Raw genomic sequence first — 21,250 nt, 5'->3', positions numbered from 1 at the left:
ATTCCGCATCTGAGGGTGGCAGTCACTCATTTCACTTGCTGGGATGTTTGATACTGGCCGTCTGTTGCCGGATGGGCACTACTTCCGGCCAGCGTTGGCCACTTCCGGTGAGCCCCTCGTTGTCTCGCTGTAACATCCCGACATTACCCCGTACCCTGTGCCGGGTTGAGGCGTCTCTTCGTGCGCCTGGAGTCGTTCCAGAATGTAGGTGACGTCGCTCTTGCTCCACGCCAGAGCATCATAAGTTCGGGCTAAGGAGCCGGTTGAGTCTCGATCACTAGCTCGACAATTCGTAATCAATTCTGGCCTTCTGTCCAACAGAACAATCGGTTGAACTTCTCTATCCTCCAACCGGAAAGGTCGAAATAAGCATGTGCTGCGCCGTTGCGATTTACGGTTTCGACAAACAATGCCCCCAGCATGTTTGGGTCGTTACGCATGTCATCCAGCGCGAAAGAGTAGCGATTGGTTAGAAAAGCCAGCAATCCGACCACTTGGTCATCCGTCAACGGTGCGCATTGCTCGATTTGTGCGGGGCTCTCAACGCCCCATGTCCGAAAAGGGCTGCTGCCGGTCACCACTACAGGCTTTTGGAGCAAAAGGGCAGACATTGCGCAGCTCGAACTAAGCGTCACCAAGCCATCGGCCTTAGGGATAAGTGCGTCCGTCAGTCCCATGATATTAGTTGGGGACAAGCAGTACAGTTTCGGATCTTTCAGCGGCGCTAACTCCGAAAGGAATAGGCCCGCTTGATCCCCGGGATGGAGCGTCGGCACACCTATCCAGCCCGGAGGAAGGCCGTGGGCCCAGTCCAGCACCAGTTCGCGCAGCGGCGTCGTTCCACCCGCCCCCTCGAATGTGACCCAGTCGCTGGGTTGAGTAGCGAGCAGCGCGACCTTGTGATCGACCCGGAGCTCGGCCAATTCCTGGCGCGCCGAATCAGCGCGCGGATCGACATTCTGTGTGAATTGCATAGCCCGCTCGAACGACGCTTCCATCTGCGAGCGGCGCAGCGGGTCAAGGGCGAGGGAGATAATGTCTTGCTTGCACGTTTCCAACATTGATCCAACCTGATGGCCGCAGGGGTCGAAAAATGTTCTGAAAGGCTGCCCTAAGCGAGGCAGAGGTGATTGTTCCAGCCACAATTGTGGTGTGGCGGCGAACACGCAACGGACAAATTCGTTTTGCGAAGTCATTAAAACCAAATCGGGTTCAAAGGTTTGCTTGATTTCCTTGAGTCTGCGACATAGATAGTTCGTATGCAGCGACTTCCGGTACAAGGTTTTCGCGTAAAAATGCCGGTCGCCTCCGAAATCAGCCAGTACGGCGTCTTCGTCGATGGCAAAGCAGGGCCGCGTCGCGTCTACTGCTTGCCAGTGCTCACAAATTGTATTGTTGGAGGCCAACGCTAATATGCCGCCCAAGCACCGAACGGCTGCATCAATGAGATCCGCCCAAAAAAGGTGGCAGGTCAGAAACTGAGGGCCCTCGCGATAGCCCACTGGTTCGAGCAGCATCAGGATTTTCATAGTAGCCATGACTGTGCCACAGTCTGCACCTAGAGCCGCTCCAGAGCGGCGGTAGGGTCGCTCTCGCGCCGCTCCAGAGCGACCCAATCCACGCTGGCCACAAAGCTCGGCCCCATGCTTTGGAGTGCGGAGCGCTGCTTTAAGGACATAACACGATTCGCTCAAACTCAATGTTGCTACAGACCAGACGACTGAAGCTCAAGAAAAAAAGCGATTTCTAGTTGACAGTCATCCCACCTGTCTTGGTAGCATGATGTTAAAGAACGCAAATTTCAGCAGGAAGCGATAAATGGTTGCAGAAATGTTTTTAGATGCAAAGAAGTTTAGGTCTATCGCGTGCGCATTTTTAGTTGTAAGCGCATCTACTTCAAGCTTTGGGCAGCAATATGTTTTCGCCCCGACAAGTGCTTCGGGGCTTGACGGCTGGGTTGCTGGTTGGATGAGCAACCGTCCACCGGGGACTCTGAGTCAAGACTGGTATCCGGGATCTAGTGGGCTAAGTACGGGACCAACACCTGTGTTAGGTGATACTCACGACACAAATTTCTTGGCCGGAACGGTCCCGCAGCGACTTGGTGGGGGACTGAGTGCGAGTCCCGATGCAACATATCTGGACTTCCAAATCATTTCTGGCTTGTCGACGAACAACGCGTCCTCAGCCATTGATGCGCAGCAGTTCATTGAGTTTCCGTTTACAACCGGAACAATGATGTATGCGGATTCCACGGAATCGTCCGCTTTATTTTATTTGAACGCGGCTTTGATTGCCAAGCGTTGGAATCTAAATGGTAATATCCATCCCCGTTCGTTTGGCTATGCTGCGTATGTGGTGGATGCTGCTGGTAACTCCATTGGAGGAGTGTTGCAGCAAGTAGATGACGTGAGCTTAATTGGCGGAGTGGATTATCAGTTTGTTCGTGCGCCGGATGGGCCGGGGCCAGGAATCACGTTGCAGCCGGGTACGCCGTACGCGTTGCGCTTTTACCTCTATCGCACGGGATTAAACGCCGACGGTCGCGCCTCTTGGGATGACACGCTTTTCACAATGAGTAGGCAGGCTATTGCCGAGGTCATTGTTGGTGCAAGCACCGTCGCGAAAGTACCGACTGGCGGTTTGAACCAATACAGCTATACGTTTAGCGTTTACAACAACGGACCAGACCCCACCACTGCTGTTATTTCGGATCCTTTGCCGGGAGTCGCTAATGGGGTCACTGCTGCTTGGACTTGTGTGCTTCAACCTTCAGGTTCACCTTGCTTGACACAATCGGGTGCTGGCCCCATCAGTGCAACGCAACCGTTGGATTCTGGTCAAACTGCAGTCTATTCGGTTTCATGGATGGGTCCTAGCGTCGCATCGATTGACGTGCACGGAATAACTGCGCAGCCCCAGATGGGAAGTCCACAAGATCCCATTGCTACCAACAATACAGCGACAGTTACCTTAGCGCCTGCATCGATCAAGGAAATAGCGCCGGTTCCAGCTACTAGTTGGACGGGCTTGGTTTCTCTTGCATCGCTCCTTGGTGTGTTCGGCTTGTTGGGCCGTCGCTCAAGTAAAGTTAGATAGGCTTATCTGGCGCTCAAATGTGTGGTTTCAGAGTGAGCGTGCTGTACGCGCTGGCGTGGATGAAGGGACTATGGACCTACTGGATCAAGCCGAATCGTGCAGGTCGCTCATCGAAACTTGCAACAATCCAACTCACGCCAGAGGTGAAGCGATGATTCCAACGTTGATCATCGAGAAGGCCGCACCTGGCGAGTACAGCGTGACCGTCGTGGATGGTGACGCGGAGCAATCAGATTTCCATGCAGGATCGATCATGAGCGCGATCCGTGATGCCACGATCTTGATGCCGAAAACACAGACATTTCACGTCTGGTATGAGCATGTCAGTATCGGTACGATCCCGGCCCTGCATATGCGCCACGACGCTGAGACGCTGGCGAACAAGCTAAAACTGCTGCACGGGCAGTTCCGGGGCTAGCGAGCTTCAGGGAACTTCTCAGGGAACTAGATGGGTTTTCTGGTCGCTTCCAGTCACATCGCCTAGAGTGACGTAGCGACAGATTGCGACTCGATTCCCCTAGAGATATGGTTCGAGTCCAATCGCGCCTACCAATATCCCTCTCTGAGATTGACCAGACTCAGGGGCTTCAGGGACATTGGAGGGACATTCAGAATGTTCCAAATAGATTAAACCGCCTTCTGGGCGGTTTTTTCGTTTCCGAGCATTGCTTCCATTTTGGCCTTTTCTCGCCCCCGGTCTGCGCCGTCGATCCACTTCGCGTAGACGGTGAAAAGCATCTTCGCGTTCTTGTGACCCATCTGGCGAGCGATATAGGTCGGATTGATCCCGGCGGCCAGAGAATTTGTGGCATAGGTGTGCCGCGTCTGGTACGCCCGGCGGTGACGAATACCTAATTTCCGTAGGGTCGGAGTCCAGAAGTGGTCACGCTGGCTGCGTTCATCGTGCAACGGCTTGCTGGTCTCGATGTTCTGGAAAATCTCGGCATCCGGCCCACCCATGAACGTCCACGGTTTCATGGACTGGATGGCGGCCAGCGCTCGGCTGACCAGATCCACGTCACGGGCGTTGTAGGTTTTGAGCGGCTTCACCTCGCCTGCTGTTCGCGCTCGCTCAACGCGAATGGTCTGGCCATTCCAATCCACATCCCCCCACTTCAGCGCAATCAATTCCTCTGGGCGCATGCCCGTGAAAAATGCCACCTCGAAATAGGCCCACATGCGCGGGTCACAGTGCTTTTTCATGTGCGCCAAGACCTGCTCCATCTCTTGGAACGAGAGCGGGTCTGGCGGTGGCTTCTGGTGCTTGCTGTTCTCGATTCCGGCCATTGGGTTTTCCGTTTTGAGGCTCCGGCCAGCCAGTGCGAACACGCCGCGCAACGTGATCAGGTAGTTGTTGAGCAGCTTGGCCGACGCCCACGGAGTCTTGCCGACGACTGCGGCCACAGTGGCGTGCTGGAGTTCGTCCATTTGGCGATCCGCACCGAGCAGCTCTTTCCAGACGTTGAGCGAGTTGCGGTACTGGTTCAGGGTCTTGGTTGCCAAGCGCCCCTTGGTGTCCAGCCACAGATCGCACCACTCCCCGAAGGTGTTCGCTGGATTCCTGGCCTTTGCCTGTGGAGCGCCGGGGAAGAACACCTCCCAATCAAACGTACCGCGATTGATTGCAGTGCGGACCTTGGTCACCAGCTTTTCAGCGTACCGCTCGTTTGCGGGCGTGGGCGGGATGTCGAGTGTCACGCGTTGACGAACGCCATTCAGCGTGAAATTCACCCGAATGGACTTGTCGCGCACCTCTACGCCGTTGCCTTCTCGGCCCATTTTTCATACTCCTTTATGTCAATCAAAATTCCGCCGTCTGCCTTCTTGTACTGCCGACCAAGCAACCACACACCGCGGGCGATCTTGCCCTCGATGGCTCGGCGGCTGAAGCCGGTGATGTGGACGGCAAGATCGATCGTCACATACCTGGACGGCGTGACCACGACCTGCGGAGCGGCTATTGCGGGTTGTGTCTTGGGAGTCATAGCTTGCTACCCGTTCAATTCGATGGTTTTGACTTCGATGCTGACACCGTGGCCAGCAATGCAGCAGCCAGCAGCGCCGGCATGCGCCAGCAGATCTGCCGCAGCAAGAAGTGCCGCCGCTTCAAGTCGCTCGCGGGATTGATTCCACTCGCTGTCGGCATCGCTCGAGACGTTTTTGACCAAGCTGTCGAGAGTGTTTTGTGATGTCATGTTGTTCAACCTTCGCGTTTTGAGGGCACGGCATCAAGTTCGCGGTTGCCCGTGACAACAGGGGGAGCTGGTGTGGCTGGCACGGTCAATTCGGTGCCGCTGCTTTCTTTGATGGGCGGCAAAGTGAATAGCGCCAAGAAGGCGCGATTGTGAGTCGATGGTGTCAGTGGCTTCATGGTGCTGGCGAATGGCTGGGAAGAATGGGGTTGAACGGCGGAACTTGGATGAAGTCCCCGTGCTGCCGCTTCGATCCAGTGGTGATCGTGTCAGCGTGAGCGTTGAGAATCGGATGGACCAAACGCATCACGACTTTGGCGAGTGCGCGTGCATCGGGCTGGGCTCGCGCTTCTGGATTGCCATACACCCAGCGGGCTGCCTCCAGAAGCTTCTGGGCGACGTTGACGATCCGCTCGTCGTGTGGGGTGGCCAGACGGATATCGCGCGGGTTCTCGTCCAGCCGAACGCTGCCTTCCTCTGGGTATTCTTCCAGCCAGCAGAACAGACCTGCGGGCTCCACACCCTGCGATGTGATGCGTCTCGGGCCTGGCTGAATGCAGACCGGGGTTTCCATCTGCTGGGGTGTGCCCTCTGGGGCGATCAGGCTGAGTGCGTCGCGGAGCTGGTAGCCGTTGATGATGATCGACTGAGGAAGCGTGGTCGAACTCGCCGAGATAAAAGCGGAAGCTGGATGCATTGCTTTACCTACTGATTGTTGAGGCCAAAGAAAAAGCCGCGACGAGCGCGGCTTTGATGAGGGGGTGTAGTGATTTCAGTGGTCGAGTCGGTGAATACGACTGCCAGCACCGCGCCATGGATGGTTATCGGGTGGTCCGGATTTCAAAGCCTGAAGTGTGCGATCTTCCGCGGAGGTGTTGCTTGCGTCGCCTGCGGATGCTGATGGAAGGCTTGGGTGCGGGCGCTCCTCGCTTCCGTCCTGGTGCTCGATAAACGGCAGGGTTATTGCGCCTTGAATGACCCTTGCATACTCCACTTCAACCTTCGACATTTCGATCAAGAGTCGAGACGTATCACAAACCACCCGAGCGCGATCAAGGTCAACAGGTTTGTCCATATCGACGAGCTGGTCGAGCTGCTTGAAAAGCATGTCGCGCAGATGATCGATGTTCTTACCTTTGGTTTTGCTGGGAGTCATAGCATTCCTTTGATTGTCTGGTTTGATATTGAAGTTTGAGTGCGTCAATGACATCAGACGCGCAATTGACAATGAGACGGGTGCGATCAAGGTCAATTTGTCGACCTTGCTCGCGAAGGAGTGTCAGCACATCTTTGAGCTTTTGGATGTCCGGAGTGCTGAGCGCAGGAGTGGGTGATTTCTCGATTTCGTGCTGCATATGTTCGACGCTTAATCAGGCTGACTTGAGATGTTTTCAAGTTTTCGCAATTGCCGACTGAACTGTGATTTCAGGGACATAAGCTCCTTGACCTCGGGAGGGGCAGTTAGTTGGTAATTGACGATAGGCACATCGGCTACGCTCACCAGCTTCAAATTGCTATAGCACCTATTCGCGTTTCTCGGCAAGACGAGGGTGCAGCCGTCTGGGACAGGTCCGTTTATCGCCTCCCACTCAATGACATCGACACGCTTCCAATCCGCGTGTCGATTCCCTGTATTCGATACCTTGCGTTCAATCAGCCCTCTGTTCAAACGCTCGAAACCAATGGGTGCAAATTTGGATGGGTTGAATTGAATCGCCCCGGATTTCCTAGACACTGTTGAGCCGTTGGGAATGCCGTCTTTCGAACTCTACCGGAGAGATATCTCCGGCGGTGCCATGACGCCTTTTCGGGTTGTAAAACATCTCGATGTAGTTGAAGACATCAGCCCTGGCCTCATCGCGCGTCGGGTAAATCTGGCGGCGAATACGCTCGCGCTTGAGCAACTGGAAGAAGCTCTCGGCCACGGCGTTGTCGTGACAGTTGCCGCGACGACTCATGCTGGAGACCAGATTGTGATCTCGCAGAAAGCCCTGCCAGTCATGGCCTGTAAACTGACTACCCTGATCCGAATGCACCATGACAGGCAGCTTAGGCCTGCGACGCCACAAGGCCATCAACAGTGCATCGAGCACCAAGCCAGTATCGATGCGGCTGCCCATAGACCAGCCAACAACCTGACGTGAGAACAGGTCAACCACCACCGCCAGATACAGCCAACCTTCATGGGTGCGGATGTATGTGATGTCAGTCACCCAAGCTTGGTTGGGCTCGGCCGCTGCGAAGCGGCGCTGCAAGTGATTGGGCGCGACGATGGCAGGTTTGCCGCCACGCATGCCTGCACGGCGTTTGTAGCCCGTCTGTGAGCGCAGCCCCTCGATTTTGAGCAGTCGTGCCACGCGATGCTTGCCGCAGCTCTCGCCCAAATCACGCATGTCCATGGTCAGCTTGCGATAGCCATAGACGCCACCACTCTCGAGCCACGCATGCTTGAGAAGACCCAACAGACGTTGATCGTCCTTTGCACGAAGGCTCATCGGTTGCGCCTTCCAGGCGTAGTAGCCGCTAGGGTGTACAGCCATGACCTTGCACAGTCGGCGAATGCTGTACTCACCTTCATGGCGCTTGATGAATGCGTACTTCACCCGGACTGCTTGGCAAAGTACGCTGCGGCCTTTTTTAGGATGTCGCGCTCCTCTGTGACTCGCTTGAGTTCAGCCTTCAGTCGTCGCAACTCCTCGGTTTGTGACACCTGTGCCGGCCGATCATGGGCAGGCGTTCCTTGAGCCTTGATCCATTGATAAAGGCTGTGCTGACTTACGCCTATGGCCTGTTCACCTAAATAGTTGAGTGCATGTCAGAGCAGCGAGAATCGCTGGCCTGCATGCACATCACCCGCTCTCAGTTCAAACGTATCCGTCACCTGCTGCCCAAGCCTCGCGGCAGCAAGTTGATCAGCCACTACAGGTTCCTTAATGCTTTGGCCTACATGGCCAGCAACGGGTGCAAATGGCGAGCTTTGCCACGCAGATTCGGGCCCTGGCACACCGTGTACATGCGGCTGTATCGCTGGGCCCATAGCGGCGTACTTGCCGAAGTTCTTAACCATCTGCAGCAACAGGCACTTAGCCAGTGGGCTGTTCAAGCGTTGAGCCTGGACTCCACCATCGTCAAAGTTCACCCTGATGGCTGCGGGGCTCAGAAAAAAACGGACCACAAGCCATAGGCAAGAGTCGAGGTGGATGGAGCTGCAAGATTCACATGGTCGCAGCCAGTTGCAAGGATGCATTGATCTGGAGTTTGACGCCCGGACAAGCCGGAGACAGCCCGGAAGGCCGCAAACTCGTCGAGGCGATTGACGCGCAAGATTCAGCTGTGTATTTGCTCATGGATAGCGCCTATGACAGCGATGACTTGCGTGCAGCAGCTGAGGATCGAAACCTTATCCCGGTTGTCCCTGCGCATCCACGACGCAAGAATCCCTCGCCACTAGATAAGCAAAAATATCGCCAACGCAATGAAGTTGAACGGTTATTTCGGCGGATCAAGGCCTATCGGCGAGTTTTTACCCGCTACGACAAGTTGGATGCAATGTATGCCGCGTTTGTCTCGCTGGCTTTGATCTTTGAGTTGCTTCGGTAACGTGAACAGGCCCTAGTCGGGCTGAAACATCGGCCACCTTATGGCCGCGCTCAGTGATCTGCTTGACTGCTTCGGTCTTGAATTCTTGGGGATATCTTTGGTTACTCATAGCACCTCCTATTGGGCCTTAGATTTGAGGCTCAGAGGTGTCTAGAAAACCCGGGGCGATTCACAGAAGAGCAGTACGCAGCCGCGGTGCGAGAGATCGCTGAGCGTCTGGGGATCTGACATGGCGAACCAATGGCTCCGACTCTGGCACGACATGCCGACAGATCCCAAGTGGCGGACGATTGCACGTCACGCAAAGCAGCACATCAGTCTCGTGCAAGCTGTGTACCTTCACATCCTTGTTGACGCGTCACGCAATGTCACGCGTGGTCACGTTGAAGTCACGGTGGAAGATTTGGCAAGTGCGCTCGATTGTGACGAGTCACAGATTCAGGCAATTCTGGATGCGATGCAGGGTCGCGTGATGGATGGATCGACTATCTCCGGATGGGATAAGCGTCAGCCTAAGCGCGAGGATTCCGGAGACGCAGAATCAGGCGCAAAGTCTTCTGCACAAAGGAAAAAGGAGCAGCGCGAGCGTGAAAAGCTTGCTGCTGAATCTGGTGATTTCTTTGCTGGTCACGACGCGTCACGCGATGTCACGACAGATAAAGATACAGATAAAGAAGATGAAGAAGCTAAAGCTTCTTTGTCGACAGCAAAGCTGCCGAACTGCCCACACATCGAGCTGATCGATCTTTTTGGCAAGCATCTGCCCAGCCTGCCACAACCCAAGCCTGAGCTGTGGGACGGCCAGCGCGCAAAAAACCTCGCTTCCCGCTGGCGTTGGGTGCTGACGGCCAAGCGACGCAACGGCGACCGCTACGCCAGCGACAAGGTGACAGCGCTCAATTTTTTCGCCCGCTATTTCGCGTTCGTTGCCACCTGTCCGCACCTCGTCGGCGAGAACGACCGGGGCTGGACGGCTGATCTGGCGTGGCTTTCCAACGCAGACAACTTCGCCAAGGTGATGGCGGGCAATTACGACACGCGCAAACAACCGGAGGCTGCATGAACCTGAACGACTACCCGCTCGGTGCATATGCGCCCGAAGCATCCTCGCTCACAGCGCCAGCTTGCGAAGCTGCCGTGCTCTCGATCCTTATCGGCTTTCCGGACACGCTGGATCGTGTGGGTGCTCGCCTGCAAGCCGACTGCTTCTCTGTGCCGGAGAACAAGCTGATGTTCTCTACAGCCGTGGCGCAGATTTCATCGGGCCGCGGCTGTGATGCCGTGAGCATGATGCAGGCGTTGCAGGGGCAGGTGGACCCTAAATATGTCCATGATGTCACGACAAGTCACGATCATGGCGTTCAAGGACTCCCGTTCTTCGTCGACAAGCTGGTCGACATGTCCCGGTCACGTTCGCTGTTCGCTGCCAGTTCCAAGCTGGCCGAGCTTGCGCACGGCGACGGCCCTGTGTCTGATCGCATCGATCAGGCTCAGTCCGTTGTGCAGGCGCTCGAGGTGCAGGGCGGTGAGGATGAATGGGTGGATGCGTATACCGCCGCCATTCAGCACACCGAGCTGATCGAGCAACGCCATGAGGGCGCCATTACCGGCATGTCAACCGGCTTGAACGACTTCGACGAGATGCTCGACGGTGGGCTTGTGCGTGGCAACTTGGTGGTGATCGGCGCGCGCCCGGCCATGGGCAAGACGGCTTTTGCAATGAATATTGGCCTGTCCATGGCGACGCACTGCAGCGTGGGTCTGTTGTCGATGGAGATGCCGCACAACGACGTGCGGGATCGGCAGGCCGCCATTCTCGGGCGCGTCTCCATTGGCGATATCAAGCGGCCCGGGCGTGGTCGGGGTCTTGACTACAGCCGAGTGTCGGATGGGGTCGAGCGCTCGCGAAGCCTGCGCTGGTTTGTCTCGGATCGCTCGGGCTTGAACATCCAGCAGGTGCGCAGCATGGCGCGCAAGCTCAAGCGCACGAAGGGGTTGGACGTGTTGATCGTTGACTACATCGGCTTGATGGAAGGTCTGGACCGCAAACAGCCGCGTGCCTACCAGATCGAGGAGATCAGCCGAGGTCTCAAGGGGTTGGCCAAGGAATTGGGCATCGTGGTGATCTGCCTTGCTCAGGTCAACCGGGGCGCTGCCGAGAAGGCGATGCAGCCTCCTGGCCTCCATGAGTTGCGCGACTCTGGTGCCATCGAGCAGGACGCCGACGTGGTGGCATTCATCCATCGGCCCATCGCGGCGAATCCGTCGCTCTCCGCCGATTGGGCGAACTACGCCCTGATGCGCATTGCGAAGAATCGGCAAGGCCGTATTGGCGACCTGCACCTGTTCTATGGCGGTGAAACAACGACATTCGAGCAGTGGGAGGGCGGACCGCCGACGCTTGCGCCGATTGCGACGCCAGTTCGTGGAAGAGGGATGCTGTGATGGAGAGCTACATGTCTGAAGCCAACGCCATTGCGGCAAAACTGCGTCCAGTGAAGAGAGTTGCCAAGGCTTACCCACTCGCTCTGTCGCCTGTGCAAAAGCAGGTGTACGACCACATGGTGAAGTTCCTTGCGGAAAACGATCAGTTGCCTCCGCTGTCGGCTATCTCGAGTCACTTCGGATGGACCTCCGCGAACACTGCGAACGAGCACGTCAGCATCTTGGCCAAGAAGGGCTACCTTGAGCGCAACGCCGTTGGTAAGTGGCGCTTCGCTCGAGCAAAGCGAGATGCATCATGAAAAAACACGGCACGCGCAAGCCTGCGCAGTTCTTTCATTTCACTTTGCTGGACGAGATCCAAGCGAGCTCCGTGCATCCGGTCCCTGAGCACCGTCTGAACAACCACCTGATCAAGGTGCACGAAGGGTTGATGTCCATGGAGCGCGACGCGGTGCCGCAAGTGGATGGTTGGCGCGACATGTCGGACGCCGTGAACATTCTGGAAAGCCTTGTCGAGATGGGCATTGTGTCCGACGACGATGGACAGATTGTTGCGGCGAAGAACGCCATGGGCCATGCAGGTGTGCGCCACCTCGAAACTGGTGTCATGCGACTGACTGGCGAGGGCATGCAGATCCTGCGCGGTTTGCTCGAGGACTACGGCACTGTAGTACAGGCGCTGACGGAGCGCCAATTCATCGGGGCTTGCCGCCGGACCGAGCGCCGCGTGCGCGAGATTCTGCGCGGCGCGGTGCGCGCGGGCGACAAGGTGGTGGCCTTATGAGCAATCCAATTTTCACACTGACTCTGCCATGGCCGCCGAAGGAGCTTTCGCCGAATGCGCGTCTGCACTGGCGCGCAGTGGCCAAAGCCAAGAAGGCCTACCGCGCCGCGTGTGGCTGGACTGCGAAGGAGCAGGGCGCGCGCCGCATCGAGGCAGACAAGTTGCATCTGGCGCTCACATTCGTTCCGCCGAACCGGCGTGCGTTTGACCTCGACAACGCGCTGGCGCGGATGAAGTCGGGGCTCGATGGTCTGGCTGATGTGCTCGGCGTGGACGACAAGCATTGGTCGCTGTCGATCGTTCGCGCCGACGAGATCGGCGGGTTTGTGCGCGTGGAGGTGTCGCATGCCTGAAATCATTCTGGTTCGCCAAGAAGACATGCAGGCCACCGAAGCCGACAAGGACGCCGCGCGCCGGGTGGTCTTCGGGATCATCGATGGACTGGGCGAGCAGGGCCGCCGCCAGTGGCGCCGACTCTGGAATCGCATCATGGGCCTGGAGCCGGGCGAGATGATGGAGATCTCGACCGTGCAGCCGCGTCTTGGCTGGTATCACCGCAAGCACATGGCGCTGGAGCAAGTAGTCTATGAGGCGCAAGAGCGCTTCGAGGACTTCGAGAGTTTCCGTGCGTGGCTCAAGGTGGGCGCATCGTTCGTTGATTGGTATCCGGGGCCGAAGGGCGGCGTGATTCCCGTTCCGCGCTCGATCAGCTACAGCAAGTTGGAGCAGGGCGCGATGGAGCAATTCCATGGTGACGTGGTCAATTTCCTGCGCACCGAGCATGCCGCCCGCACGCTGTGGAAGCACCTGACGCCGGTCGCGCGCATCGAGATGATCGAGTCGATTCTGGGAGGCTTCAACGAATGAAGCGTTCTGGATTCAAGCGCCCAAAACGCCCCGAGCGCGCGCCGATCGTGCACAAGCCGCTGGCCGTGCAGGTGATGTACGCCGTCATTGCCGACCAAGTGAGCGCCGCACCGAAGCTCACGCCAGTTCGCAGCGAGGCGTATCGACGGGCGGTGGCTGGATTGCCGTGTGTGATTTGCGGCGTGCCCGGATTCAGCCAGGCGGCGCACGCCAACACCGGAAAGGGTATGGGGATGAAGGCGTGTGACCTGACGTTGTTTCCGGCCTGTTGCGATCGGCCCGGCATTCAGGGCTGCCATGCACGGCTGGATCAGGGAGCGCTGTGTCCGAAGGCTGTTCGCCGCGAGTTGGAATCGGTGTGGGCCGCCGACACGCAACGAAAAATCAAAGCAATGGGCCAGTGGCCTGCAAACCTGCCATATCCACATGACAGCAATGAATGACCCAATGAACTGGATGGCCGAGCAGATGAGCACCCGTGGTGTCGAGGAGAGGCCACGACCAGCAAACCCACGGCCGCCGGGAGTGATCCAGCCGGGAAGCGGATCCGATGTGCTGCTGCGCTTTCTGCGCGCGCACCCCGGCCGCTGGTTCTTTCACCCCGAGCTGGTGCTGACGCTGGGGAGGTCGAAGGGCGAGGTGGATTGGGCGCTGCAGTACTTGGCGCGACTGGAGTTGATTGACTCGGAGATGAGCAGCTTGCCGGGGCGCAAGCCAGTGATGCGGTATTCGATAGGAGTAGCAATTTAAGAAGTGATCAGCACTTGTTGATGTAGTTGGCAAAAGCTGCTCAGAAGGGGCTGATGCCATCCGTTAGTAGGCGCAGGCCAAGGATGCGGGGATCATTGGCGTGCGGGGTGGGGGAGGCAAGATTCGGAGGAGAGGGTCCAGCGTGGCTCGATAGGAACTGTCCGAAACGCTACTGAAGCAACCTACCAAAACGTAAAGAGCCACCCGGAGGTGGCTCAGTAGTTTTTGCGGGAAATACCTATTTGCGCAACTGCCTGCGTGACAATCCAACGCCAATCGACGCGACAAGAATCGACAGGATCATCATGGCCCACTGACCCAAAGTGGGAACAGGTGCAACAGTCATTGTTTGGTCATCATCGTTGATATTGACCGTCGCCTGCGCTTGATTACCCACTCCATAGCCGGTTCCGGGTATCAGTTGGACAAGGGCTGAGGCGCTACCATCGCCAGCAACTGTATTGGGCGTGGCTGCGATAGCGCAAGTAGCAGTGCTAGCGCTTGCTGAAACGGAGAGGGGCGATGCACAAGTTGTGCTGTAGCGACCATTGGTCGCTGGTGGAATGATATTGATACCAAGTCCTCCTGCTGGAGCGGGAGTGCTCAGGCTGACGGTACAAATGGATACCTGATTTTCGGCGTCGACCAGTGTCGTCGGTGTGCAGGACAGTGTTGCTTCCGGCGTGGCGGCCGCGACATCGTCATCTCTGACGAATACTGTGGCTTGGGACGGTGTGCCTATCTGGTAGCCTGAACCTGGTTGTGGTATTGCTAATGCCAACGATGAGGCAACGTCGCCGTCACCCGGAGTGGTATTTGGATTCGCCGTGATGGTGCAGGTATTGCTGCTTTCGCCTTCCGCCAAGGAGATGTTCGCACCACAGGTACTAATGTAGCGAGGATTTGCAACAGGAGGCACCAAGGCGATTGTCATTCCTCCAACGGACGCGGGCACATTTGAGGTGACAGTGCATGTTGATACCTGACCGGGGGAGTCCGTCAACGTATTGGGCGTACATGTCAGGTTGACGGTAGGTAGGTCGTCGTTCTTGATCAGGATACTGGCACTCGATGGCGTGCTCAGCTCGTAGTCGTCAGTCGCCGCGGGTGTGGTCAGTGATACTGTTGCCGTTACATCTCCATCCCCTGGGGTGGTGTTAGCTGTAGCGGCTATGGTGCATTGAGCGGTGGTCGTGTTGGCAGGGATCGTGACAGATGATGCGCAGGTTGTCGTGTACCGTGTATCAGTTACTGGAGGTGTCAGCGCGATGGCAATACCACCAATTGGCGCTGGCTGATCGAGAGCGATGGTGCAGGTGGCGACGTTGTTGTCGGCATCGACCAGTGTAAGTGGAACGCATTGCAAGGTAGTCTTGAACTTCGGTAGACACGCGGCTCCATCTGAGCTGGTTGAGGTTGGAGTGGATTGACTGGTGCCCAGAGTCCCTGTGGGCAGAGTCATGATTTGCGTACTTAGGCCATAGAAAGCCATCTTGGCGGAATTGTTTGGCAATCGTGCCGCAGCACCGTAAGGGATAATTCCAAGACCAGTTGCCAATGATTCGACTACGCCTGTAGTCAAATTGATGCGATAGCTTGTGGAGTTGCCGAAGGTTCCTGCAGCCTTGGCCACTCCGTAGGCATACTGACCTGCTGCATCTATGGCAAAGTCTCCTGATTGAGCTCCTGGAATGCTTTGGGTAAGCGCAAGGGTCCCTACGTACTGCGGGGGTGTCTGTGTGACATCGATCTTGAAGATTTTGTCCAACAATCCGCTGGACTGGAAAGACGCCACATACATGATTCCGCTTACCGGATCGATGTCTGCCGCGTTCATGTTGGGCCCAAGTCGAAGATCCACCGCTCCACTCACCGTGACGTTTGCATCATTCCGGTAAGGCCCCAAACCGCTCACGATACCGAGATTGTCCACGCCGCTGCGGCCAAACCGAAGCATCTCGTAGCGACGCGTGTGCGTTTGCCAGTTTGGGTTGGTCCAGCCCGGCTCCCATGCTCCCACAGCTCTCATCGCATAGATGTAGCCGTCTTTACCCATGCCCCCAGCGACGGTCGCGCCCGCAGTCGGGGAGCCGTCCCACTGAGAGGGAGTTGGTGCAGCTTGTGCATTCCAGATGTTTGTAAGAGTGACGGAACCGCTGGCTGGCACAACTGCCAAATCTAAACTGGTAGTCGGAGTGCGTAGATTGGTGGCAGAAGTTCCCACTTCTGTATAGCGCATCAGATAGTACGACTGGGAGTCAACTGAGCAGCGAGGCAGTGGGGCTCCGGCAGCAGCATTTGCGCCCAACGGAATCAAGGCACCAAGCAGGCAGATCGAAAATCGGTTTGGCATCATTTTTTTTCAATCACAATTGAATAGAACTAACTACAAACGGTAACTGATATCTCTTGTTGATCAAAGAGAGTATTTGCAAAAAAATGTCAGCAGCGATTGACTCTAAGCAAATTTTCTTTTTGACCGCACCAAGTCTGATGACGTTATGCGGCAACTACAAGGATGCCCCCATGCGAATGGCACTTCTAGGAATGACATGGACCCAAAAGGCGTTATTGAAATTTCGGACCTGCTCATTGAATTGATGCAGGGGCAGGGCGGATTTCGACACATGCAAACCTGCTTGGCGAGGGGCTTCGCCCATTCGTCAGCGGTCAGCTCCCTCGTCACGAAGCATTGGTTTTCGCGGAAAGCTTTGTGCGTATATTGAGCGATTGATTCCGTACCAAGCCTGTCATGTTGTAGGGATGAGCAATTCCTCCCGAAAGCCCAAGCCTGATGCTTCCCGAAGCAGTAAGGCAAAGGCGAAGGCCAAACCACCACCGGCCAAGCCAAAAATCACGACCGAGGACCGTTATCGTGCATTCGCGCGAGAGTATGTGTTGTCTGATTTCAATGCCACGCAGGCGGCAGTGAAAGCCGGGTACAGCAAGAACACGTCAGCGTCGCAGGGCGCTCGCCTGTTGAGAAATGTGAAGGTGCAGGAGTTTGTGCGGGAGTTCTCCAAGGCGGTTGTGGAGCGTGCCGAGGTGAAGGCGGCGGACGTTGTGAACCGCCTGAATCAGATGCTGATGGCTGACCCGCGCGAACTGGTGGAGGTCTATGTCGCTTGCTGCCGTCACTGCTACGGTATTGGCCACCAGTACCAATACACCATGGCGGAATACAACACCAAGCGCGAGAAGTGGGTCGAGGAAGGCAAGGCGATAGCGACCTTCCCGGAGGCGGGCGGTATCGGCTACGACGCCCGGAAGCCGCCGAATCAGGACTGTCCCGAGTGCTTTGGTGGTGGAACGTCGCGCACTGTGCTCAAGGACACGCGCAGCATGTCGGCAGGTGCGCTCGCACTGTTCGGCGGCGCGAAGGAAACTCGCAACGGAATGGAGATCAGCATCCATAGCCAACTGGATGTCGCCGAGAAGCTCATGCGCTACCACGGCATGTACAAGCGCGACAACGAGCAGCAGGGCGGGGGCGGAGTCGGACACTTCGAGATTCATTTCGTTGATCCACCGAAGCGCGAGAACGATCCGACTGCAGGCGGCGCATGAGACTCGCTCCGATTCGCGGAACAACACAGCCCAGCATTCTGGCCGCGACACTCGCGGACGTGCATGGCGGCTCACTCGTCGCCGACTTTGCCCAGGACTACGAGGTAGAGCGGGAGCGCGTTCGCATCGAGTTTCCGGGTAAGCTGCGCGGGCTGTTTCAGCCGCGACGCTTCAAGGTCATGTATGGCGGGCGCGGCGGAGCCAAGTCGTGGTCTGTTGCGATGGCGCTGCTCGTCATGGGCAGCAACCGGCCGCTGCGTATCCTGTGCGCCCGTGAAATCCAGAAGTCGATGCGCGATTCCGTGCACCGGCTTCTGCGCGATCAGATCGAAGCATTGAAACTCGGCGGGTTCTACGAGGTGCTGGACACTGAGATTCGTGGAGCCAACGGCACACTGATCCTGTTCGCAGGACTGCAGAGCCACACCGTCGACACCATCAAGTCGTTCGAGGCCATTGATATTGTCTGGGTGGAAGAGGCGCAGAGCGTCAGTGCTCGGTCTTGGGAGGTGCTGGTACCGACCATCCGGCGGCCTGGCTCTGAGATTTGGCTCACGCTCAATCCTGATCTCGCCAGCGATGCGACCTATTCGCGCTTCATCACCAACGCGGATGAGGACACATGGCTGTGCGAGATCAACTGGCGTGACAACCCATGGTTCCCGGAGGTGCTGGAGAAAGAGCGACTCCGACACTTCAAGCGCGATCCCGAGACCTACTGGAATGTCTGGGAGGGCAAACCCAAGCGCGCGATTGCTGGCGCGATCTACGCCAAAGAGGTGGAAAAGCTCTACAACGAGGAGCGCGTCTGTCTGGTGCCGTACAACCCGCGTCTGCCGGTGCACACCGTTTGGGATTTGGGCTGGGCCGACAATATGGCCATCGCGTTCGTGCAGCGCACGCCCGTGGATTTCCGCGTCATCAATTTCATGCAGGACAACCAGAAGACACTCGAGTGGTATGTCGAGGAGATGGAGAAGCTGCCGTATCGCTGGGGCATCGACTTCCTCCCGCACGACGGTGCGCACGGTGATTTCAAGACGGGGCAGACCGCGCAGCAGATCCTTGAGGACATGAAGCGCGAGGTTGAAGTGCTGGAGCGATTCGGGCTGGAGGCGGGCATTCGTCTGGCTCGCGGCATCTTTCCGCAGGCCTACATTGACGAGAAGAAGTGCGCTCAGCTATTGGACTGCCTGAGTCGGTACAAGCGGCAGATCGATCCACGCACGCAGGAGCCGGGCGCGCCGCTGCACGATGACGCCAGTCATGGCGCGGACGTGTGGCGATATATAGGGATGGCACTGCCGCGCATGGACAACGATGCGGGAAATCCGGGTCAAAAGATCAAGCGGCACGGATCCAGCATGGCTCGATAAGAACTATCCGAAACGCTACTGAAGCAACCTACCAAAACGTATAGAGCCACCCGGAGGTGGCTCAGTATTTTTTGCGGGAAATACCTATTTGCGCAACTGCCTGCGTGACAATCCAACGCCAATCGACGCGACAAGAATCGACAGGATCATCATGGCCCACTGACCCAAAGTGGGAACAGGTGCAACAGTCATTGTTTGGTCATCATCGTTGATATTGACCGTCGCCTGCGCTTGATTACCCACTCCATAGCCGGTTCCGGGTATCAGTTGGACAAGGGCTGAGGCGCTACCATCGCCAGCAACTGTATTGGGCGTGGCTGTGATAGCGCAAGTAGCAGTGCTAGCGCCTGCTGGAACGGCGAGGGGCGATGCACAGGTCGTGCTGTAGCGACCATTGGTCGCTGGTGGAACGATAATGATACCAAGTCCTCCTGCTGGGGCGGGAGCGCTTAGGCTGACGGTACAAATGGATACCTGATTTTCGGCGTCGACCAGTGTCGTCGGTGTGCAGGACAGTGTTGCTTCCGGCGTGGCGGCCGCGACATCGTCATCTTTGACCAATACTGTGGCTTGGGATGGCAATCCCGTTTGGTAGTTGGCACCAACAGGTCGAGTAGCCAATGCCAGCGTCACATTCACATCTCCATCTCCAGGCGTGTCATTGGGCGTCGCGGTAATGCTGCAGGTAGCCTTAAGACTTCCTTCGAGTATCGTGATAGTCGAGCCGCAGTCGGTGGAATAGCGTCCGTGCGGGGAGGCTGGTGGAATCAATGCGACGGTCAAACCGCCAGCGGGTGCTGAGATGCTGGAGGAAATACTGCAAACTGCAGTCTGCGAAGGTGAATCAAGAATACTGCTTGGTTCGCAGATCACACTGATCGATGGCGGCAAGGCAAAAGACACCTGTGATGTGCAAGGGTTGCCGCCTCCATCGCAGATAGCCCCGGGAGGCAACTGAAGCGTAGCCACGTTGGTCAGTGATTGGGTATTGTCCGTCACGGTCCCACTGGTGGTGAACTGAAGCTTCGCACCAGCGGGTAGCGACGCGATTGTGGTAACGAGATCGCCAGTTGGCAATCCAGTGGGGCACAAATTCGCAGGTGCGGCAGGCGTAATTTGAGTACATGCCCACTGACCTAGTGTTATGCCTGTAGGCTGCGGGTCGCTTACTCCAACGTTGAGTGCCAGCGCAGTGGTACTTACGTTGCTGACTTCAACAGTATAGGGAACCGCGACACCGTTGGATGGAAAGGCGGCAGTGTTGGCAGTGGTTGTCTTTTGAATGGCGAGCGTGGGAGGTGCTGCCAAGGGAGTGGCACAAATTCCATCAGGAGCAGACTTGTTGAATTCTGTCAGAAAAGCATTGCCGAGCTTGCCAATGTTGTGCCCAGTTCCACTGACCCCCCAGCCGATGTCCGTAACGCCGAAAACGCAGGCGCCAGCACCCGCATAAGAATCACTCTGGGGTACGAAAATGCCTGTGGCTGACGTTGGGTCAGTCGCATTCCCCGGAGTAGCTGTAGCTAATTCATTCACGCCCGTATACAGAGCGTAACGTGATGGCACCCCGTTATATGCATAAAACCCACTGTTGAGTTCCAAGGTGGGTAAGCCGGTGAAGCTACTCTGTGCGGCGGCGGCAGTGTTGAGCGGAAAGTAAAAGTTGCCACCAGGAAACTGAGAGCCTTGAGTAACGGGGGCTCCCATAACTCGTGAAAGCAAACCTTCTATGGCCGTCGTGTTGGCCCCGTTGATTGTGTCGATGAAAAACACCGCACCGCGCACCTTGCGCGTTTGAACTGCATCCTCGATCACAGCCCAATCTGCTGCGTCTATTGTGGTGTAAGCAGAAGCCACTACCAGAAGGTCATAGCCCGGGTCAAAGGTGGATGAAGCCATGACGGTGCCATTCACCAATTCGGTCTGATTGCAGGTGACGGACTTCGTCAACGAGCCAACAGTGGTGCTATTTGTCCCGCTGCAGGGATTGCCACCAGTCGTAAAGTCGCCGAATGTCAGCGGACTGGAAAACTCCTGCACCATCGCTGGCATATATTTGTTTTCGAGCTCCGGAGCTGGTCGGGAGTTTTGACCTCCTGTGGTCAGAACAAGAATGTTCTGCGCGTTCGCTACATTCGCACTCATGAGCATAGCAACAAGCGCTGTTCGGAAAAGATGTGTCCAAATCTTCATTGCTTATGTAACTCCCGATCAGGAAAGTGTGTTCTGAGAATATGACATCACCATCAATGTAACATTAAGTTTGTATCTATAGCAAATGATTCGCGATAGCAATTGTTGACTTTCACTTCGGATGATACTCGTCGGGGCCCAATCTTGAAGTTCAATACGAGGAGTTCAACTCTCGTGACGCTTTGTAGAGTGCGAATGGCTGCGAATGGACTTTTGATTGCAGTGGCGCGCGTCGCGGAAATACTGCACGATGCTTCATGATGATGTGAGGCCGCTTGATTCGCTAGCGGAGGTTCTCTATAGCAAGGCTCTCTATAAGCATTCAATGGCCGACCTCGAAAGACCAGCCTCTCGCTCTTAAATGTCTCTCATAGGTT

General features: G+C 56.6%; 22 protein-coding genes and 2 pseudogenes. 14 read left to right on the top strand and 10 right to left on the bottom strand.

Annotated elements, in window-relative coordinates; genetic code table 11:
• Nucleotides 1-296: 296 nt before the first annotated feature.
• On the bottom strand, nt 297-1,538 hold the full coding sequence (locus G7048_RS03675) for a hypothetical protein (protein WP_166066849.1): 1,242 nt from the start codon (nt 1,536-1,538) through the stop codon (nt 297-299).
• Nucleotides 1,539-1,818: 280 nt separating this feature from the next.
• Between G7048_RS03675 and G7048_RS03670 the strand changes: the two genes are divergently transcribed.
• Nucleotides 1,819-3,099 carry a hypothetical protein gene (locus G7048_RS03670; protein ID WP_166066848.1) on the top strand — a complete coding sequence of 427 codons (1,281 nt, stop codon included), beginning with the start codon at nt 1,819-1,821 and terminating at the stop codon, nt 3,097-3,099.
• 70 nt (nt 3,100-3,169) lie between these two features.
• A complete protein-coding gene (locus G7048_RS03665; protein WP_240933155.1) occupies nt 3,170-3,517 on the top strand; it encodes a hypothetical protein in 348 nt (115 codons plus the stop codon).
• A gap of 209 nt (nt 3,518-3,726) precedes the next feature.
• Here G7048_RS03665 and G7048_RS03660 read toward each other — a convergent pair whose 3' ends face one another.
• From G7048_RS03660 to G7048_RS03635, 6 genes and pseudogenes are all read right to left on the bottom strand, one after another.
• The gene (locus tag G7048_RS03660; RefSeq protein ID WP_166066847.1) at nt 3,727-4,878 is read right to left on the bottom strand and encodes a tyrosine-type recombinase/integrase; all 1,152 of its coding nucleotides are present in this window, start codon (nt 4,876-4,878) and stop codon (nt 3,727-3,729) included.
• Nucleotides 4,854-5,084, bottom strand: coding sequence for an excisionase (locus G7048_RS03655; RefSeq protein ID WP_166066846.1), 231 nt, complete (start codon nt 5,082-5,084; stop codon nt 4,854-4,856). Before G7048_RS03655 ends, G7048_RS03660 begins: the two co-directional genes overlap by 25 nt.
• A gap of 6 nt (nt 5,085-5,090) precedes the next feature.
• Nucleotides 5,091-5,294, bottom strand: a complete 204-nt coding sequence (locus G7048_RS03650) for a hypothetical protein (protein ID WP_166066845.1) — start codon at nt 5,292-5,294, stop codon at nt 5,091-5,093.
• A 172-nt stretch (nt 5,295-5,466) separates the two neighbouring features.
• The gene (locus G7048_RS03645) at nt 5,467-5,988 is read right to left on the bottom strand and encodes a hypothetical protein (RefSeq protein ID WP_166066844.1); all 522 of its coding nucleotides are present in this window, start codon (nt 5,986-5,988) and stop codon (nt 5,467-5,469) included.
• Nucleotides 5,989-6,063: 75 nt separating this feature from the next.
• Nucleotides 6,064-6,447: a hypothetical protein gene (locus tag G7048_RS03640; RefSeq protein WP_166066843.1), complete on the bottom strand. Its 384-nt coding sequence runs from the start codon at nt 6,445-6,447 to the stop codon at nt 6,064-6,066.
• Nucleotides 6,448-7,018: 571 nt separating this feature from the next.
• Nucleotides 7,019-8,082 (bottom strand): annotated as a pseudogene (locus G7048_RS03635) (IS3 family transposase); the annotation flags it as partial.
• Nucleotides 8,083-8,103: 21 nt separating this feature from the next.
• Here G7048_RS03635 and G7048_RS28410 point away from each other — a divergent pair.
• Together G7048_RS28410 and G7048_RS28405 are read left to right on the top strand one after the other, a co-directional pair.
• The gene (locus G7048_RS28410) at nt 8,104-8,475 is read left to right on the top strand and encodes a transposase (RefSeq protein ID WP_240933075.1); all 372 of its coding nucleotides are present in this window, start codon (nt 8,104-8,106) and stop codon (nt 8,473-8,475) included.
• Nucleotides 8,476-8,510: 35 nt separating this feature from the next.
• The gene (locus G7048_RS28405) at nt 8,511-8,891 is read left to right on the top strand and encodes a transposase (RefSeq protein ID WP_240933074.1); all 381 of its coding nucleotides are present in this window, start codon (nt 8,511-8,513) and stop codon (nt 8,889-8,891) included.
• 10 nt (nt 8,892-8,901) lie between these two features.
• Here the strand turns inward: G7048_RS28405 and G7048_RS03625 are convergent.
• Nucleotides 8,902-9,000 (bottom strand): annotated as a pseudogene (locus tag G7048_RS03625) (transposase); the annotation flags it as partial.
• A 120-nt stretch (nt 9,001-9,120) separates the two neighbouring features.
• Here G7048_RS03625 and G7048_RS03620 point away from each other — a divergent pair.
• The 8 genes from G7048_RS03620 to G7048_RS03585 are packed head-to-tail and all read left to right on the top strand — an operon-like array spanning nt 9,121 to nt 13,737.
• Nucleotides 9,121-9,954, top strand: coding sequence for a hypothetical protein (locus tag G7048_RS03620; RefSeq protein ID WP_166066841.1), 834 nt, complete (start codon nt 9,121-9,123; stop codon nt 9,952-9,954).
• The gene (locus tag G7048_RS03615) at nt 9,951-11,336 is read left to right on the top strand and encodes a DnaB-like helicase C-terminal domain-containing protein (RefSeq protein WP_166066840.1); all 1,386 of its coding nucleotides are present in this window, start codon (nt 9,951-9,953) and stop codon (nt 11,334-11,336) included. The genes G7048_RS03620 and G7048_RS03615 overlap by 4 nt, the downstream gene beginning before the upstream one ends.
• A gap of 11 nt (nt 11,337-11,347) precedes the next feature.
• Nucleotides 11,348-11,635: a LexA family transcriptional regulator gene (locus G7048_RS03610; RefSeq protein ID WP_166066839.1), complete on the top strand. Its 288-nt coding sequence runs from the start codon at nt 11,348-11,350 to the stop codon at nt 11,633-11,635.
• Nucleotides 11,632-12,120, top strand: coding sequence for a hypothetical protein (locus G7048_RS03605; RefSeq protein ID WP_166066838.1), 489 nt, complete (start codon nt 11,632-11,634; stop codon nt 12,118-12,120). Before G7048_RS03610 ends, G7048_RS03605 begins: the two co-directional genes overlap by 4 nt.
• Complete coding sequence (locus tag G7048_RS03600; protein ID WP_166066837.1) at nt 12,117-12,473, top strand: endodeoxyribonuclease RusA; 357 nt, start codon at nt 12,117-12,119, stop codon at nt 12,471-12,473. The genes G7048_RS03605 and G7048_RS03600 overlap by 4 nt, the downstream gene beginning before the upstream one ends.
• A complete protein-coding gene (locus G7048_RS03595) occupies nt 12,466-12,987 on the top strand; it encodes a DUF1367 family protein (protein ID WP_166066836.1) in 522 nt (173 codons plus the stop codon). Before G7048_RS03600 ends, G7048_RS03595 begins: the two co-directional genes overlap by 8 nt.
• On the top strand, nt 12,984-13,430 hold the full coding sequence (locus G7048_RS03590; RefSeq protein WP_166066835.1) for a hypothetical protein: 447 nt from the start codon (nt 12,984-12,986) through the stop codon (nt 13,428-13,430). Before G7048_RS03595 ends, G7048_RS03590 begins: the two co-directional genes overlap by 4 nt.
• Nucleotides 13,431-13,434: 4 nt before the next feature.
• The gene (locus G7048_RS03585) at nt 13,435-13,737 is read left to right on the top strand and encodes a hypothetical protein (protein WP_166066834.1); all 303 of its coding nucleotides are present in this window, start codon (nt 13,435-13,437) and stop codon (nt 13,735-13,737) included.
• Between the two features lie 238 nt (nt 13,738-13,975).
• Here the strand turns inward: G7048_RS03585 and G7048_RS03580 are convergent, their stop codons facing one another.
• Nucleotides 13,976-16,093, bottom strand: coding sequence for an IPTL-CTERM sorting domain-containing protein (locus G7048_RS03580; RefSeq protein WP_166066832.1), 2,118 nt, complete (start codon nt 16,091-16,093; stop codon nt 13,976-13,978).
• Between the two features lie 407 nt (nt 16,094-16,500).
• On the opposite strand from G7048_RS03580, the gene G7048_RS03575 reads away from it, so the two are divergent.
• Both G7048_RS03575 and G7048_RS03570 read left to right on the top strand, forming a co-directional pair.
• Entirely contained in the window at nt 16,501-17,304 is an 804-nt protein-coding gene (locus tag G7048_RS03575; protein WP_166066831.1) for a terminase small subunit, read from the top strand.
• Nucleotides 17,301-18,680, top strand: a complete 1,380-nt coding sequence (locus tag G7048_RS03570; RefSeq protein ID WP_166066830.1) for a PBSX family phage terminase large subunit — start codon at nt 17,301-17,303, stop codon at nt 18,678-18,680. The genes G7048_RS03575 and G7048_RS03570 overlap by 4 nt, the downstream gene beginning before the upstream one ends.
• Nucleotides 18,681-18,764: 84 nt before the next feature.
• Here the strand turns inward: G7048_RS03570 and G7048_RS03565 are convergent, their stop codons facing one another.
• The gene (locus tag G7048_RS03565) at nt 18,765-20,873 is read right to left on the bottom strand and encodes an IPTL-CTERM sorting domain-containing protein (RefSeq protein ID WP_166066829.1); all 2,109 of its coding nucleotides are present in this window, start codon (nt 20,871-20,873) and stop codon (nt 18,765-18,767) included.
• Nucleotides 20,874-21,250: the final 377 nt, after the last annotated feature.

The organism is Diaphorobacter sp. HDW4B (assembly GCF_011305535.1).
GTDB lineage: Bacteria > Pseudomonadota > Gammaproteobacteria > Burkholderiales > Burkholderiaceae_C > Diaphorobacter_A.
Note: the sequence above shows the minus strand (reverse complement) of the source record. Positions and strands in the feature narration are given on the sequence as shown.

Excerpts from the sequence above, each read along its gene's own strand:
- G7048_RS03650 (WP_166066845.1), bottom strand. The coding sequence starts at position 5,294 with ATGACATCACAAAACACTCTCGACAGCTTGGTCAAAAACGTCTCGAGC.
- G7048_RS03585 (WP_166066834.1), top strand. The coding sequence starts at position 13,435 with ATGAACTGGATGGCCGAGCAGATGAGCACCCGTGGTGTCGAGGAGAGG.
- G7048_RS03670 (WP_166066848.1), top strand. The coding sequence starts at position 1,819 with ATGGTTGCAGAAATGTTTTTAGATGCAAAGAAGTTTAGGTCTATCGCG.
- G7048_RS03575 (WP_166066831.1), top strand. The coding sequence starts at position 16,501 with ATGAGCAATTCCTCCCGAAAGCCCAAGCCTGATGCTTCCCGAAGCAGT.
- G7048_RS03595 (WP_166066836.1), top strand. The coding sequence starts at position 12,466 with ATGCCTGAAATCATTCTGGTTCGCCAAGAAGACATGCAGGCCACCGAA.
- G7048_RS03570 (WP_166066830.1), top strand. The coding sequence starts at position 17,301 with ATGAGACTCGCTCCGATTCGCGGAACAACACAGCCCAGCATTCTGGCC.
- G7048_RS03565 (WP_166066829.1), bottom strand. The coding sequence starts at position 20,873 with ATGAAGATTTGGACACATCTTTTCCGAACAGCGCTTGTTGCTATGCTC.
- G7048_RS03605 (WP_166066838.1), top strand. The coding sequence starts at position 11,632 with ATGAAAAAACACGGCACGCGCAAGCCTGCGCAGTTCTTTCATTTCACT.
- G7048_RS03660 (WP_166066847.1), bottom strand. The coding sequence starts at position 4,878 with ATGGGCCGAGAAGGCAACGGCGTAGAGGTGCGCGACAAGTCCATTCGG.
- G7048_RS03615 (WP_166066840.1), top strand. The coding sequence starts at position 9,951 with ATGAACCTGAACGACTACCCGCTCGGTGCATATGCGCCCGAAGCATCC.
- G7048_RS03675 (WP_166066849.1), bottom strand. The coding sequence starts at position 1,538 with ATGGCTACTATGAAAATCCTGATGCTGCTCGAACCAGTGGGCTATCGC.
- G7048_RS03665 (WP_240933155.1), top strand. The coding sequence starts at position 3,170 with ATGGACCTACTGGATCAAGCCGAATCGTGCAGGTCGCTCATCGAAACT.
- G7048_RS03655 (WP_166066846.1), bottom strand. The coding sequence starts at position 5,084 with ATGACTCCCAAGACACAACCCGCAATAGCCGCTCCGCAGGTCGTGGTC.
- G7048_RS03580 (WP_166066832.1), bottom strand. The coding sequence starts at position 16,093 with ATGATGCCAAACCGATTTTCGATCTGCCTGCTTGGTGCCTTGATTCCG.
- G7048_RS03600 (WP_166066837.1), top strand. The coding sequence starts at position 12,117 with ATGAGCAATCCAATTTTCACACTGACTCTGCCATGGCCGCCGAAGGAG.
- G7048_RS28410 (WP_240933075.1), top strand. The coding sequence starts at position 8,104 with ATGTCAGAGCAGCGAGAATCGCTGGCCTGCATGCACATCACCCGCTCT.
- G7048_RS28405 (WP_240933074.1), top strand. The coding sequence starts at position 8,511 with ATGGTCGCAGCCAGTTGCAAGGATGCATTGATCTGGAGTTTGACGCCC.
- G7048_RS03610 (WP_166066839.1), top strand. The coding sequence starts at position 11,348 with ATGTCTGAAGCCAACGCCATTGCGGCAAAACTGCGTCCAGTGAAGAGA.
- G7048_RS03590 (WP_166066835.1), top strand. The coding sequence starts at position 12,984 with ATGAAGCGTTCTGGATTCAAGCGCCCAAAACGCCCCGAGCGCGCGCCG.
- G7048_RS03620 (WP_166066841.1), top strand. The coding sequence starts at position 9,121 with ATGGCGAACCAATGGCTCCGACTCTGGCACGACATGCCGACAGATCCC.
- G7048_RS03640 (WP_166066843.1), bottom strand. The coding sequence starts at position 6,447 with ATGACTCCCAGCAAAACCAAAGGTAAGAACATCGATCATCTGCGCGAC.
- G7048_RS03645 (WP_166066844.1), bottom strand. The coding sequence starts at position 5,988 with ATGCATCCAGCTTCCGCTTTTATCTCGGCGAGTTCGACCACGCTTCCT.